The 14,589-nt window shown below is 71.9% G+C and carries 13 protein-coding genes; 6 read left to right on the top strand and 7 right to left on the bottom strand.

Going from position 1 to position 14,589, the window contains the following annotated elements:
• The first annotated feature begins 9 nt into the window (after positions 1 to 9).
• Entirely contained in the window at positions 10 to 1,680 is a 1,671-nt protein-coding gene (locus IDM40_RS18430; protein ID WP_193123270.1) for a glycoside hydrolase family 13 protein, read from the top strand.
• 74 nt (positions 1,681 to 1,754) lie between these two features.
• On the opposite strand, the gene IDM40_RS18425 is transcribed toward IDM40_RS18430, so the two are convergent.
• Positions 1,755 to 2,834 (bottom strand): RNA ligase (ATP), encoded by a 1,080-nt coding sequence (locus IDM40_RS18425; protein WP_193123269.1) that lies wholly within the window; start codon positions 2,832 to 2,834, stop codon positions 1,755 to 1,757.
• A gap of 160 nt (positions 2,835 to 2,994) precedes the next feature.
• Here IDM40_RS18425 and IDM40_RS18420 point away from each other — a divergent pair, with 160 nt between their 5' ends.
• The 5 genes from IDM40_RS18420 (at position 2,995) to IDM40_RS18400 (ending at position 7,831) form a co-directional block, all read left to right on the top strand.
• Positions 2,995 to 3,771 (top strand): helix-turn-helix domain-containing protein, encoded by a 777-nt coding sequence (locus IDM40_RS18420; RefSeq protein WP_193123268.1) that lies wholly within the window; start codon positions 2,995 to 2,997, stop codon positions 3,769 to 3,771.
• Between the two features lie 133 nt (positions 3,772 to 3,904).
• Positions 3,905 to 4,909 carry an iron-siderophore ABC transporter substrate-binding protein gene (locus IDM40_RS18415; RefSeq protein WP_193123267.1) on the top strand — a complete coding sequence of 335 codons (1,005 nt, stop codon included), beginning with the start codon at positions 3,905 to 3,907 and terminating at the stop codon, positions 4,907 to 4,909.
• Entirely contained in the window at positions 4,906 to 5,946 is a 1,041-nt protein-coding gene (locus IDM40_RS18410; RefSeq protein ID WP_193123266.1) for a FecCD family ABC transporter permease, read from the top strand. The genes IDM40_RS18415 and IDM40_RS18410 overlap by 4 nt, the downstream gene beginning before the upstream one ends.
• Entirely contained in the window at positions 5,943 to 7,031 is a 1,089-nt protein-coding gene (locus tag IDM40_RS18405) for a FecCD family ABC transporter permease (RefSeq protein ID WP_193123265.1), read from the top strand. Before IDM40_RS18410 ends, IDM40_RS18405 begins: the two co-directional genes overlap by 4 nt.
• Positions 7,028 to 7,831, top strand: coding sequence for an ABC transporter ATP-binding protein (locus IDM40_RS18400; protein WP_193123264.1), 804 nt, complete (start codon positions 7,028 to 7,030; stop codon positions 7,829 to 7,831). Before IDM40_RS18405 ends, IDM40_RS18400 begins: the two co-directional genes overlap by 4 nt.
• A gap of 8 nt (positions 7,832 to 7,839) precedes the next feature.
• On the opposite strand, the gene IDM40_RS18395 is transcribed toward IDM40_RS18400, so the two are convergent.
• From IDM40_RS18395 to IDM40_RS18370, 6 genes are all read right to left on the bottom strand, one after another.
• Positions 7,840 to 9,228: a Gfo/Idh/MocA family protein gene (locus IDM40_RS18395; protein WP_193123263.1), complete on the bottom strand. Its 1,389-nt coding sequence runs from the start codon at positions 9,226 to 9,228 to the stop codon at positions 7,840 to 7,842.
• A gap of 122 nt (positions 9,229 to 9,350) precedes the next feature.
• The gene (locus IDM40_RS18390) at positions 9,351 to 10,754 is read right to left on the bottom strand and encodes a sugar porter family MFS transporter (RefSeq protein ID WP_193123262.1); all 1,404 of its coding nucleotides are present in this window, start codon (positions 10,752 to 10,754) and stop codon (positions 9,351 to 9,353) included.
• A 28-nt stretch (positions 10,755 to 10,782) separates the two neighbouring features.
• Positions 10,783 to 11,571, bottom strand: coding sequence for a DeoR/GlpR family DNA-binding transcription regulator (locus IDM40_RS18385; protein WP_193123261.1), 789 nt, complete (start codon positions 11,569 to 11,571; stop codon positions 10,783 to 10,785).
• A complete protein-coding gene (locus IDM40_RS18380) occupies positions 11,568 to 12,569 on the bottom strand; it encodes a 1-phosphofructokinase family hexose kinase (protein ID WP_193123260.1) in 1,002 nt (333 codons plus the stop codon). The genes IDM40_RS18385 and IDM40_RS18380 overlap by 4 nt, the downstream gene beginning before the upstream one ends.
• Complete coding sequence (locus IDM40_RS18375) at positions 12,569 to 13,579, bottom strand: ROK family protein (RefSeq protein WP_193123259.1); 1,011 nt, start codon at positions 13,577 to 13,579, stop codon at positions 12,569 to 12,571. Before IDM40_RS18375 ends, IDM40_RS18380 begins: the two co-directional genes overlap by 1 nt.
• 11 nt (positions 13,580 to 13,590) lie before the next feature.
• Entirely contained in the window at positions 13,591 to 14,541 is a 951-nt protein-coding gene (locus tag IDM40_RS18370; protein WP_193123258.1) for an SIS domain-containing protein, read from the bottom strand.
• Positions 14,542 to 14,589: the final 48 nt, after the last annotated feature.

The following is a 14,589-nucleotide window of genomic DNA, read 5'->3' as shown; positions in this document are numbered from 1 at the left end:
GGACCCACCTTGTCGCTCCACCCCACCGCCGACTCGGCGGAACTGCCGGCCGAGTTCCGCGTCGATCCCGACTGGTGGCGCCAGGCCGTCGTCTACCAGATCTATCCGAGGTCGTTCGCCGACGCGGACGGCAACGGGATCGGCGACCTGAAGGGCATCACCTCGCGTGTGCCCTACCTCCGTGACCTGGGCATCGACGCCGTGTGGCTGAGCCCGTTCTACCCCTCGGCCCTGGCCGACGGCGGGTACGACGTCGACGACTACCGGGACGTCGATCCCCGTATCGGCACCCTGGAGGACTTCGACGCCATGGTCGCGGCCCTTCGGGAGGCCGGCATCAAGCTCATCGTCGACATCGTGCCCAACCACACCTCCGACCGCCACGAGTGGTTCCGGGAGGCGCTGGCCGCACCGCCGCGCTCGGCGGCGCGGGACCGGTACATCTTCCGCGACGGCCGCGGCCCCGGCGGTGCGCAGCCCCCGGCGGACTGGGTCTCCAACTTCGGCGGGCCCGCCTGGACCCGGGTCCCGGACGGGCAGTGGTACCTGCACCATTTCGCGAGCGAGCAGCCCGACCTGAACTGGAAGAACCCCGAGGTGCACGCGGACTTCCTCGAGACCCTGCGGTTCTGGTCGGACCGGGGTGTGCACGGGTTCCGTGTCGACGTCGCCCACGGGCTCTCCAAGGACCTGCCGGAGAACCTGCCGAGCCAGGCCGAGCTGGACGCCACCCCCTCGGACGGCAACCACCCCACCTGGGACCGCGACGACGTGCACGAGATCTACGCCGAGTGGCGGAAGGTCTTCGACGAGTACGACCCGCCGCGGATCGGGGTCGCCGAGGCCTGGGTGGAGTCGGACCGGCGCCCGATGTACGCGAGCCCGCGGGGCTTGGGGCAGGCGTTCAACTTCGACCTGTTGGAGGCCGGCTTCGACGCGGCCCAGTTCCGCCGGATCGTCGGTTTCAACCTGGAGCTGGCCGAGCGCGGGGAGTCCTCCACCACCTGGGTCTTCTCCAACCACGACGTCGTGCGCCACGCGACGCGTTACGGCCTGCCGCCCGAGCCCGACGGCGAGAAGACCGGGACCCGGTGGCTGCTCAACGGCGGGCAGGAACCCGAGCTGGACGCGGCCGCGGGCCTGCGGCGCGCGCGTGCGGCGACGCTGTTCAAGCTGGCACTGCCCGGCAGCGCGTACCTGTACCAGGGTGAGGAGCTGGGCCTGCACGAGGTCGCGGAGATCCCGGACGAGCAGCGGCAGGACCCGTCGTTCTTCCGGAACCCGGGTGTGACGCGGGGCCGGGACGGGTGCCGGGTGCCGATCCCGTGGTCGGCGGAGGGCCCGTCCTTCGGCTTCGGCCCCGCCGAGCCCCACCTGCCCCAGCCGGCGTGGTTCGCCGGGTACGCGGTGGAGGCTCAGGAGGGGGACCCCGCCTCGACCCTGAACCTGTACCGCGAGGCCCTTGCGCTGCGGCGGCGGTTGCAGACCGGGGAGTCGCTGGAGTGGGTGGAGACCGGGGCCGAGCACGTCCTGGCCTTCCGCCGCCCGGGCGGTTGGGTGTGTGTGACCAACTTCGGCGAGGCGCCCGTCGACGTTCCTGACGGCGACGTGCTGCTGTCGAGCGCGCCGTTGGAGAACGGCCGGCTGCCCGGTGCCACGACGGTGTGGGTGCAGCAGTAGGCCTGACGAACGCGGGGCCCCGGGCCGCGGAAACAGGTTCCGTGGCCCGGGGCCCCCGGGGCGGGCCGGCGGCCTCACTCGTACTCGGTGCCGCCCCTGCGGGTGAGGTAGGCGTCCGAGACGAACTTGGCGATGGCGCGGCCCACGAGCACGTTCGAGAAGCGTTCCCGGGCCGGGCGCACCACCACACCCTCGCGCAGGTGCAGACCGCCGCCGCTCCAGGTCTCCTCGCCCTGCGCCGCTGCGAGGAGTTCGGCCTCGTCGTAGGGGCCCTCGTAGACCGTCGGGGCCTGCGGCAGGTCGAGGTCCTCCAGGAGTGCGGGCAGGTCGGCGGCGTCGATCCAGGTGCGGGTGCCGTCGGCGTCCACGCGGATGTCGAAGACCGCGTAACCGGGGTGCTCGCTGCGGCCGGTCTCGCCGTAGGCCAGGTCCTGCACGCCCGAGCCGAAGACCTCGCCGAACACACCCACGCGGTCGGCGCCGAACCGCTCGGCCGCCTTACGTGCTGCCTCGGGAACGCCGTGGGCGGTCACCGCCTTCCAGTACAGGTTGTCCTCGGCGTGGGCGAGCGCGAGGTTCTTCGCGCCCTGCCCCTTGGAGGAGACGAACCCCTCGCCGGTGGCGGCGACGTAGGTGTACAGGCACGCGGTGCCGTGGATCTTCTCCGTCGCGACGACCGGCTCGTCCGGTTCGAAGACGTCGGGATAGCGCTTGACGTTCTCGATCTCGATCCACCGCAGCAGGTCGGGCGCCGGCACGAAGTCACCACTCATGTGCAGCGGCACCTCCGGGACCCACTTGGTGATGCCCAGCTCACCGGAGAAGTCGGTGCCGGCCTCGTGCTCGGCCGCCAGGTCCCGGTCGACCAGCTGCTGCGGACGGCACACGATGCCCTGGGAGAGCTCGCCCCGCAGCCGGATCGCTTTCACCCGGTTGCGCTTGGAACCCGCGAGCTTGCCGGTCAGCCCGATCTCCTCGACGAGACCGTCCGGCAGGAGGGCGCTCTCGGGGATGTAGACCGCCCAGTCCCCGGTGCGGTAGGCGCCCTTGGCGACCACGGCGTGGAAGAGACCGACCTGCGCGAGCTCCAGCGCGTCGGCGTCGGGGTGGGGGTGGATCGTGAGCTGCTCGGCGGTGACCCGCAGCGTGGACATGGGGGTTCCTTTCGCATCGGGGGTTGGAGGCGGTGCGAGAGACCGGGTCTCGCGTGCCTCACTATGGTTCGCGGCGCTTCGGGGCGGCAATGTCTTTTTGTCCCCGCGGGCCCCGGAGGCCGGTGGGGCCCGGCGCGGGGCGGCGGCATAACCTGGGGTGATGCCCAGGACCGACAACCGCCGCCTGCCCCGGTACACCGCCGGTGAGGTCGACGTTCCCTACGCCGTCAGCGGGCACGGGGAGGTCCTGGAGCTCGACACCGTCTGGGCGGAGCACTCGCACCCCACACACGAGCTCCTCTGGAACGAGCGGGGTGTCTCCTCGGCCCGTGTGGGCGCGCGCATCTGGTCGGTGACGCCCAAGCTCGGCCTGTGGATCCCGGCGGGGGTCCCCCACTCGGGACGAGCGCCCGCGGGGACCTGGCACCGGGCGGCACAGTTCCGGGTGGGCTCGGCCCCCGGCCCGGCCCCGGAACCCGTCGCGGTGGAGATGACCCCGCTGTTGTGCCTGCTGCTGGAGCGCCTCGGCACCGAACACCTCGCACCGGAGGCCCGGGAGAGGACCGAGCTCATGGTCACCGACGTGCTCACACCCGCGGCCGGTGAGTTCTTCCTGACGCTCCCCAAGGCGCCGCTGCTCGCCCCGATCGTGGCCGCGCTGCGTGAGGACCCCGCCGACGGCACGACCCTGCGCGCCTGGGCCGGCCGCCTGGGGGTGAGCACGCGCACGATCACCCGGGCCTTCGTGGGCGAGACGGGGCTGACGTTCAGCGCGTGGTCGGCCCTGGCCCGTGTACAGCACGCCATGACGCTGCTGGCGCGGGGCGAGCGGGTCGACGAGGTGGCCGAACAGGTGGGTTACTCGTCGGCCAGTGCGTTCGGGACCGCCTTCCGCAGAGCGACCGGCATGGGCCCGGGACAGTTCCGCCCGAGGTGAGCGGTCTGTCCGTTACGCGACATCGGGTGTCCCCTGTACGCGATTGCGGACAGGGCGAGCGCGCTCTACCTTCTCTTAGGCAAGCCTTACCTCTCATTCGAGGCCCCTCCCCTGCCTCGAGAAACGGGACCCCATGCCACGCGTATCCTCCACCGCAGCCGCCGCCGCAACCCTGGTGCTCGCGCTCTCCGCCTGCTCGACCGAGACCGACAGCGAGGAGGGCGGCGGCGAGATCACCATCGAACACGCGCTCGGAACCACCACGCTGGACTCCCCGCCCGAGCGCGTGGCCACGGTGAACTGGGCCAACCACGAGGTCCCGCTCGCCCTGGGCGTGGTCCCGGTGGGAATGGCCGCGGCCGACTTCGGCGACGACGACGGCGACGGTGTGCTGCCCTGGGTGGACGAGCGGCTCGAGGAGCTCGACGCGGACACCCCCGTGCTCTTCGACGAGACCGACGGCATCGACTTCGAGGCGGTCGCCGACACACAGCCCGACGTGATCCTGGCCGCCTACTCGGGCCTGACCGAGGAGGACCACGACACCCTCAGCGAGATCGCACCCGTGGTCGCCTACCCCGAGACCCCCTGGGGCACGACCTGGCGCGAGATGATCGAGCTCAACAGCGAGGCCATGGGCATGGCCGAGGAGGGCCAGGAGCTGGTCGCCGAGCTCGAGGGCGAGATCGCCGACACCGCCGAGGCGCACCCGCAGATCGGGGACCGGGCGACCATGTTCCTCACCCACGTGGACACCACCGACCTCAGCGAGGTCAGCTTCTACACCGCCCACGACACCCGGGCCCGGTTCTTCGAGGACCTGGGCATGCGCACCCCCGACAGCATCGCGGCCGCCACCGAGGACACCGACCAGTTCGCCCTGACGCGGACCGCCGAGCAGGCCGACGCCTTCGACGACGTCGAGATCATCGTGACCTACGGCGGCGACGAACTCGTCGACGCGCTGGAGGGCGACCCCCTGCTGTCCCAGATGCCGGCGGTGGAGAACGGCGCGGTCGTCAACCTGCCCGGCGACAGCCCGATCGGCACCGCCGCCAACCCCACGCCGCTGTCGATCCCGTGGGTCCTGGACGAGTACCTCTCCCTCCTGGCCGAGGCCGCGGACGCGTCGCAATGACCACCTCCACGGCCACCGACCGGCGCGAGCGCAGTACCCGGCGGCCGCTCCCGCTCAAGACCCTGGCGCTCGTGGCGCTGTGCACGGTGCTGGTGCTGCTCGCGGCCCTGTCGGTCACCACGGGTTCCCGGCAGGTGGGGTGGGCCGACATCGTCGCGGCGCTGGGCGGGTCGACCGACGGGTTCGACCGGGCCGCCGTCGCCGCGCGTGTCCCCCGGACCCTGCTCGCCGTGCTCGCCGGCGCCGCCCTGGGTGTGGCGGGTGCGGTGATGCAGGGCGTGACCCGCAACCCGCTGGCCGACCCGGGCATCCTCGGTGTCAACACCGGCGCCGCGTTGGCCGTGGTCGTGGGCATGGCCTCCTTCGGTCTGGCCTCGGCCACCAGCTTCGCCTGGGTCGCGATCGCCGGGGGCGCCGTGACGGCCGTGTTCGTCTACGCGGTCGGGACCCTGGGCGGCGGGGGCTCGACCCCGCTCAAGCTCGCGCTCGCCGGAGCCGCGACCTCCGCCGCCCTGACCTCGTTCATCAGCGCCGTCGTGCTCTCGCGCAACGACATCGCCGACAACGCCCGCTCCTGGCAGATCGGCGGCCTGGGCGGTGGGACACAGGAGAGCCTGCAGCAGATCCTGCCGTTCCTCGTCGTCGGCTTCGCCCTGTGCTGGTTGTGCGCCCGCGGGCTGAACATGCTCGCGCTGGGCGACGACCTCGCCGAGGGGTTGGGCGAACGTGTCGCGCTCACCCGGGGCACCGCGTCCCTGGGCGCCGTCGTCCTGTGCGGGGCCACCACGGCCGTGACCGGGCCGATCGCTTTCGTGGGGCTGGTGGTACCGCACGTGTGCCGCCTGCTGGTGGGCGCGGACCACCGTTGGCTCCTGCCCTTCTCCGCCCTGGGCGGGGGTGTGCTGCTGACCGCCGCCGACGTGGTCGGACGGGTGGTGGCACGCCCCGTCCAGATCGACGTCGGCATCGTGACGGCGCTGATCGGCGCCCCGTTCTTCATCCACATCGTCCGACGCCAGAAAGTCCGCGCGCTGTGAATCCCCGTACCCGGGACCGCCCTGCCACCACGGGGCACTCCCCCGCACCGGAGCCCGCCTCCACCCTCGAGACCGTGGTCCGCGGCCGTGTGCGCCGCGCACGCCGCCGGCGCACGATCATCGCCGTTCTGGCCGTGCTCGTGGCCGCCGGGTTCGCCGCGAGCCTGATGTTCGGGCAGACCTTCTACCCGCCCGGCGACGTGGCGCGCGTGGTGTTCGGACAGGAGGTGCCGGGCGCCTCGTTCACCGTGGGGCGGCTCCGTCTGCCCCGGGCCGTGCTCGCCGTCGCGGCGGGGCTGAGCTTCGGCCTGGCGGGCGTGACCTTCCAGACCATGCTCCGCAACCCGCTGGCCAGCCCGGACATCATCGGGATCAGCTCGGGGGCGAGCGCGGCGGCCGTGTTCGCGATCGTCGTCCTGGGCCTGAGCGGGACGGCCGTGTCGACCGTCGCGGTCGTCGCGGCGCTGGCCGTGGCGCTGCTCGTGCACGCCCTGTCCGCGCGCCGGGGCGCCGCCGGGACCCGGTTGATCCTCATCGGGATCGGGATCGGCGCGATGATGGACAGCGTCACCGCGCACGTGCTCGACCGGGCTGCCGAGTGGGACCTGCAGGAGGCCATGCGCCGGCTGACCGGCAGCCTCAACGGGGCCACCTGGAACGAGACCGTGCCGGTGCTGGTGGTCCTGGTTCTGGTCGGCCCGCTGCTGCTGGCGATGTCCCGCGACCTGGAGATGTTCCGGCTGGGTGAGGACACCGCCCCCGCCCTGGGGGTACGTGTGGCCCGCACGAGGCTCCTGGCGCTGACGGGCGCGGTGGGGCTCATCGCGTTCGCGACCGCGGCGGCCGGACCCGTGGCCTTCGTCGCGTTCCTGTCCGGGCCGATCGCCGCGCGTCTGGTCGGCCCGAACGGTTCGCTGTTCCTGCCCGCGGCGCTGGTCGGGGCGCTGCTGGTGCTCGTCGGCGACTTCGCGGGCCAGTTCCTGCTGGACTCGCGCTACCCCGTGGGTGTGGTCACCGGCGTGCTCGGCGCGCCCTACCTCGTCTACCTCATCGTCCGCACCAACCGATCGGAGGGCTCCCTGTGACCACGGAACACTCGCTGCGCGCGGAGGAACTGAGCCTGGGCTACGGCGACCGCCTCGTGGTCGACTCCCTCGACCTCGACCTGCCCGCCGGGCGCCTGACCGCGGTGGTCGGGTCGAACGCGTGCGGCAAGTCCACGCTGCTGCGTTCCCTGGCCAGGCTGCTGAAGCCCCGGAGCGGGCAGGTGCTGTTGGACGGGCGTCAGGTGCACCGGATGCCGCCCAAGGAGGTCGCCCGGACCCTGGGCCTGCTACCGCAGTCGCCGGTCTCTCCCGAGGGGATCACCGTCAGCGACCTCGTGGGCCGGGGGCGCCATCCCCACCAGCGCATGTTCTCCCGGTGGGGCAGCGGCGACGACCAGGCCGTGGCCGAGGCCCTGGACGCCACCGGCACCGCCGACCTGGCGGACCGGCCCGTGGACGAGCTCTCCGGGGGCCAGCGCCAGCGCGTGTGGATCGCGATGGCGCTGGCCCAGCGCACCGACGTGCTCCTGCTCGACGAGCCGACCACGTTCCTGGACGTCAACCACCAGGTGGACGTGCTCGACCTGCTGACCGACCTCAACCGGGCGCACGGCACCACCGTGGTGCTGGTGCTGCACGACCTCAACCTGGCCGCCCGCTACGCGGACCACCTGGTCGCCCTGGCCTCGGGGAACGTGCACGCGCAGGGCACACCGGAGGAGGTGCTGACCCCGGAGAACGTGCGCGCGGTCTTCGGCCTGGAGAACCGGATCATCACGGATCCGGTGTCAGGCCGGCCGCTCATGCTCCCGGTCGGACGCCACCACAGCCGGGCGTGAGGGGCGGATCAGTCCAGTTCGGGGTCGTCGGGCCGCTCCCTCTCCAGGCCGGGCCGGGCGTTCTTCCAGTGCCCCCGGGTGAAGTCGGGGACGGGCACGGAGCCACCGCTCTCGAGCGAACTCTCCGACAGCGGCACCAGCGAGGACAGTGAGGCCGAGTCATAGACGTCGATGTCGGGCGTGAGACCGAGCCGCATCAACTGGATGGTCCGCCACTGGAGGATGTAGTCCATCCCGCCGTGGCCCCCGCCCTCGTCGCCGATCTCCTTCCACAGCCAGTGGTCGTACTTCTCGTAGGCCTCGTCGAAGTCGCGCCACTCGTGGTCGTCGTGGTCGAGGGACTCCAGGTAGATGCGCTGTGGGTCGCTCATCCACACCCCGCGTGTGCCGCCGAGGGTGTTGGCCCGGGTCTGGGGGTGCGGTGTGTTCACGTCGTGGTCGACCCGGATCATCCTGCCCGCGGCGGTGCTGAGCAGGCAGACGTTGCGGTCCCCGGAGATGTAGTCGTCCTGCCAGGCCGGGTGGTCGCTGTCCAGGTTCTCGGCGCGGTACTCGGTCAGGGAGAGCGCCGGGGAGGAGAACGAGACCAGGCGGTCGAGGCGGTCGCCCCGGTTGATGTCCATGGCGGCGGTGATCGGGGCCAGCCCGTGCATCGGGTAGTGGCTCGCGTTCATCTTGGTCTGCCACGCGCGGCGCCAGTCCTCGGGGTGGTAGGCGCCGTGGAAGAGGAAGGGGTCGCGGAGGTCGTGCACGTATCCGCCGGAGCCGTGCAGGAGGTCCCCGAACAGCCCTTCCTTGGCCATCATGAGGACACGCATCTCCTCCTGGCCGTAGTTGACGTTCTCCATGAGCATGCAGTGCTTGCGGGTGCGTTCGGAGGTCCGCACCAGGTCCCAGATGTCGTCCAGGGTGACGGCGATGGGCAGTTCCACCGCGGCGTGCATGCCGTGCTCCATGGCGTCCTTGGCCTGGGGGTGATGCCACTCCCACGGGGTCGCGATGTAACACAGGTCGACGTCGTCGCGTGCGGTGAGTTCCTCCCACGCATCGGTGGACCCGGCGTGCACGGCCGGGCGTTCGCCGCCGGCCTCCTCGACGGCGTCGGCGGCTGCGTCGGCCCGGTCCTGTTCGAGGTCGCACAGGGCGGTCACCCGGACCCCGTTGATCTGCAGGAAACGGTCGAGCATGTCCGCGCCGCGTTGGCCGGTACCGATCACCGCGAGGCGGACCTCGTCGTGGGGTTCGAAGGGGACCTCGGTCATGGGGGACTCGTCGCCGCCGCGTTGCGGGGCGTCGTCGGCGGACGCGGGTCGTGCGAGGACGGTACCGAGACCGGTGGCGGCACCGGCCGCTGCTCCGGAACGGAAGAGGTCGCGGCGGGTGGGGGGACGGATCACGTCGATTCCTCCTTGGGGGGTGAGGGGGGTTGGGGGGTGAGGGAGGTCAGGGGGTGACGGGTGCGGCCGTCGGGGCCGCGGGGTCGGAGGGGAACGGGGGTTCGTGACCGGGGATCAGGGGGTCATCGTGCGGTGCGGTCGGGGGTGATCGAGGGGACGTCCCAACGGGCGCCGTTGGCCCAGTAGCGGGCGATCTCGTCCAGGTCCCGGTCCTTGGTCTCCGGGGCGAGGAACCAGATGAAGACGAACGCGATCGCCGCCAGGGCCCCGAAGATGCCGAACACCCCGGCCCCTCCGACGGACTCCAGGAGGGGCGGGAAGGCCTGCGCGACGATGGCGTTGGCGGTGAGGTTGGCGGTGAGCATCAGGGAGGCGCCCAGCGCCCGGTACTTGGCCGGGAAGGTCTCCCCCGCGTAGACCCACACCAGGGCGCCGAACCCGAAGGTGTAACCCATCGTGAAGAGCACGATCGCGGCGAAGCCCACGACGGACGTCCACCCGCCGAACCCGTCGCTCAGGGCGAAGACGGCCACGAGCACGGTGTTGGCGACGATCATGGTGCCGACGCCGGTCAGCAGGACGGGGCGGCGCCCGGCGTTGTCGACGACGAACATGGACACGATCACCGCGAGCAGGGCGCAGAACTGCACGATCGCCGGCAGCCCGAGGAGGGCCGCGTGCCCGGAGAACCCGAGGTCCGCGAAGATGTGCGGCGAGTAGTAGATGGTGGCGTTGATACCGGTGATCTGGATGAAGAACCCGAGGCCGATGGCGAAGACGCTGGCCCTCAGCAGGTGCCCGCGGAACATGTCGCGCAGGCGGCCCGTCTCCTGCTGCAGGTCGGCCTCGATCCGGGCGATCAGGGGCTGGGGATCGTGCCCGGGGTTGATCCTCTCCAGTGATGCGCGGGCCGCCCGGACCCTGCCCTTCAGCAGATACCAGTGCGGTGTCTCCACCACGCGCAGCAGGAGGAAGAAGACCAGGGCCGCGGGCACGGCGGCCATCCCCAGGATGGCCCGCCACGACTCGGTCGCGGCGAGCAGCCAGGCCACGAGGTAGCCGGCGATGATGCCGGCCACGGTGGTGACCTGGTAGGCGACCATCAGTCCCCCGCGCACGCGGGTCGGCGAGGACTCGGCGATGAAGACCGGGACGACGATCAGCGAGATGCCGATCGTGATCCCCAGGCCGAACCGGGCCGCCAGGAGCGACGCGTACTCGGGCGCGATCGCACAGAGCACGGAGAAGCCGACGTATCCGATCGCGATGAGCTGCATGCTGAGCTTGCGCCCGATCGCGTTCGAGATCCACCCGCCGTTGAGCGCCCCCACGATCTGGCCGACGACGACCGCCGTGGCCAACCCCGCCAGCTCGCCCGAGGACAGGCCGAGGTCGGTCTCGAGGAAGAGCAGCGCTCCGGCGATGTTGGAGATGTCGTAGCCGTAGGTGATCCCCAGGGCGACGGCGCTGAGGGCGACCACGACCACTGATCGCGACGAGTTCCGGATGTCGTGGATGAAGCTCATGCATACCTCTCTCAGGTGGACACGAGGGTCACGTCTCGGTCTCCTCACTCACGGTGTGGACGGTGTATCCGGCACCCTCCAGGGCCGCGCGGGCCTCGTCGGGGAGCCGGTCGTCGGTGATCAGGGAATGGAAGGTGTCGGCGTCGCCCACGACGCCGAAGGAACGCCGGCCGTACTTCGAGGAGTCGGCGACCACGGCGGCCACGTCCGACCGCTGGGCCATGAGCCGGTTGACGCTCGCCTCGTTCTCGTTCACCGTTCCGGCCCCGACGTCGGCGGAGAAGGAGTTGACCCCGATGAAGGACCGGTCCAGCCACAGGTGCTTCATGATGAGTTCGGCGAACGTGCCGACGAGCTCGTAGCTCTTGCTGTTGAGTCGGCCGCCGGTGACCAGGATCGAGATCTCAGGGTGGACGGCCAGTCGGCTGGAGATCTCCACCGAGTTGGTGACCACCGTGAGCCCGCTGTGCAGGTCCTCGCGGTTGCCCAGGGCGTCGGCGATCGCGTAGGTGGTGGTGCCGCCGGACAGGCCCACGGACTGGCCCGGTTCGAGCGTCGACAGCGCGTGTTCGGCGATGAGCTCCTTCGAACGCCGGTGCTGCTGGGTCTCACCGCGCAGGGCCAGCGAGTAGGCCACCGAACGGCGCCCCGCTCCCCCGCGCCGGCGTTCGATCAGGTTGTTCGCCGCCAGGTGGTCGAGGTCGCGCCTGGCGGTCGCCTCCGAGACGCCCAGGTCGGCGACGATGTCGGTGATCGAGATCGTGCCGGACTCCTCGATGTTCTCGAGGATGTAGTAGATGCGCTGCTGACGGCTCATCGGCCTGTGCTCCTGACATGGTGGCGGGACACATCGACCGGAACAGTGTCCCGTCGCACGTCTGCCTGTGCCACGAGCTCCGGGTGGCTGGGGTGCAGTCGTCCGGCGCAGGGGGCGAGCACCGCGGCGGCGCCGTATCCGACGGCGCGGCGCAGGGTCGTGGTGAGCGGTTCCGGTTCGTCCGCGGCAAGCCCCAGCGCCAGGCCCGCGGTGACGGCGTCGCCCGCGCCGGTGGTGTTGCCCCTCAGCGCTCCCGGGGTGCGCGCCCTAAGGAGCGACGGGGCGCCGCCGTCGGTGTCGGGGCTTCCGGGTGTCCGGCCGGCCCCCGGGGCGAGCCCGGTGGCGGCGATGATGCCCTCGGCCCCGGCCGTCACCAGCACGTTGCCTGCACCGAGCCGCCCGAGGCCGGCGATGCCCTTGTCGACGGTGCCCGGGACACTCTCGGCGAGCTCGTCGGCGTTGCACTTGACCCAGGTGGCCCCGGCCCGGGCGGCCTCCTTCAGGGCCTGGCCCGAGGCGTCGACGATGCTGGGCACGGAATGCCGGTGTGCGATGGCCACCAGGTCCACGACGAGGGCGGCGGGCGTTCCCGGGGGCAGGCTCCCGGACACGACCAGCGCCCGGAGGCCGCCGGCCCCGCAGCGGTCCTCGATGTCGTGCAGGAGCCGTTGCCAGACGTGGTCCGGGTGGGGCTGCCCGGTCTCGTTCAGGAGTGTGGTGCGGCCGTCCTCCTCCACCACGGTCAGGGTCCGCCGCAGTCCGGTCGGGGAAGCGGTGAACGCCCACCACGAGCGTTCTTCCGTGTCCGCGGGCTCGACCGTGCGGTCGAGGGGACCGGCCGCGAGGGCGGGGACACCGGCGCCGTGCACGATGCGTGCGACGTTGACGCCTTTGCCGCCGAGCCGTGCCGATCCGGGGCCGACCCGGGACACCGTTCCCGGGACGAGCGCCGATGCACGCCAGGTCCAGTCGTGTGCGGGGTTGGGGGTGACGCACATTACCGCGATACCGATCCCCCCTCGTCCCGCTGCCCCTGTTCCGAGCGTTGCGGGCACACGGACACCGAAGGGTCGTCCCGCGAGAGCATCGCGGCGCCGATCAGGCCGGCGGCCGATCCGAGCCGGGCTCTCGACAGCGCCGGTCTCCGGTGGAAGGTCAGGGTGTGCTCGAGCCTCTCGGAGACCGCCGCGCTGATGCCGGCCTCCTCGCTCAGTCCCCCGCCGAGGATGATCGCCTCGGGCGCCAGCAGGGTGACGATCTGGTGGCAGGCCTGGTGGATGGCCCCGAGCGCGCCGTCCCAGACCTGCGCGGCGACACGGTCGCCCGCACCGATCCTCGCCAGCACGTCGGCCGATCCGTTCACCGCGCGGCCGGTGCGTCGGGTGTAGGCCTCGGCGATCGCGCGGGTCGAGGCGATGTTCTCCAACGGGCCCGTGAAGAGGCCCTCCGAGGTCTCCACGTTCACCTCGAGGAAACCGACCTCGCCCGCGTAACCGCCGGAGGAGTACGACCGTCCGTCGATCCTCAGCGCAGCGGCGATCCCGGTGCCGATGGTGATCATGACGGCGTTGTGCGCGGCTCCGGCGTCGCCGAACTCCGCCAGGCCGGCAGCGCGCACGTCGTGGGACATCGTCGCGGGGAGCCCGGTCCGGTCGCGGAGCTTCTGCGCGAAGGGCACGCCCCGCCACCCGAGGTTGGCCGAGTGCACGGCCAGGCCCCGGGCCTCGTCGACGATACCGGGCACCACCACGGAGACCGCGGCGACCGCGTCGCGCCCGTACCGGTTGCGCAACCCCTCGGCCGCGTCGGTGACGAGGCCGACGATCCGGTCCTCGACGCCGGGCCCGGGCCCGGGGGTGGCGACCGTGGCCCCGTCGGTGATCACACCCCGGGGGTCGACGAGGCCGATCTTGACGGCCGTGCCGCCGACGTCCACGGCCAGGGCCGCGGCACCGGGGCCGACGGCACGCCCGTGCGCGGCGGTGGTCAGCGCGTCACACCGTTCCATCCCCGGCGTCCTCAGAGGCTCTCGTCGTCCAGGACGACCGCACGGCTCAATGAGCGCGGGTGGTCGGGGTCGAGCCCATGGCGCCGGGCCCGGGTCAGGGCGGCCGCGTGGAGCCGCACCAACTCCGCGAGCGGATGCCGGTCGGAGGCCTCGAAGCGGGCGCCGGCCGTGCCGACCTGCTCGGCGAGCCCGGGCGGGGCGCCGCCGAACTGCCAGGTGACCCGGCCCGGGCCCGCGATCGCGATCGGGCCGTGCCGGTACTCCATCGAGGGATAGGACTCCGTCCACGCCTGGCAGCTCTCACGCATCTTCAGCGCCGCCTCGTGGGCCAGCCCGAGGCACCAGCCCGACCCGAGGAAGGTGAACTGCTCCGAGGCGAGGAGCTGTTCGTCCAGGGGTTTGCCCAGCGGGCCCGTTCCGGTGGCGTCGTCGAGCTCGAGCTCCGCCAGCAGGTCCCGGGTGTCGACGACGGCGCGGTCCAACCCGAACCGGTCGGCCCCGAGCGAGCCCAGCAGGAGGACCAGGGCCGACGTCGCGAACCGTGTCTGCACGACGCTGTGTTCGTCGGCGAACGGCAGACGGACGGCGTGTGTGGCGTGCCGGGCCAGTGCCGAGTCGGGGTCACCCACGATCGCGACCGTCGGGACCCCTGTGGGCAGGCGCCTCAGTACGTCGAGGACCTCGCTGGTCGTGCCGGATCGTGAGATCAGCACGACGCTGTCGTAACCGCGGGACAGGGGCGCTTCGGTGGGGGTGAAGGCGTCGGTCTCGCCGAGCCCTTCCTGTTCACGTGCCGCGGCGTAGGCCTGTGCCATGAACCACGAGGAACCGCAGCCGAGGACCTGGACCCGCTCACCGTGTCTCGGCAGGACCCCGGCGTGTTCGGGCAGCGCCTCGGACAGCACGCGGTTCCACACCGCCGGCTGCGACCGAAGCTCCTCGAGCATGTGGCGTCCGCTCATGGACTCCCCTCCGACCTCGCATTTATGTGACGTTTGCCACGAAGCTAG

The organism is Nocardiopsis coralli, from assembly GCF_014892575.1.
Lineage (GTDB): Bacteria > Actinomycetota > Actinomycetes > Streptosporangiales > Streptosporangiaceae > Nocardiopsis > Nocardiopsis coralli.
This window is presented reverse-complemented; position numbering and strand designations above follow the sequence as displayed.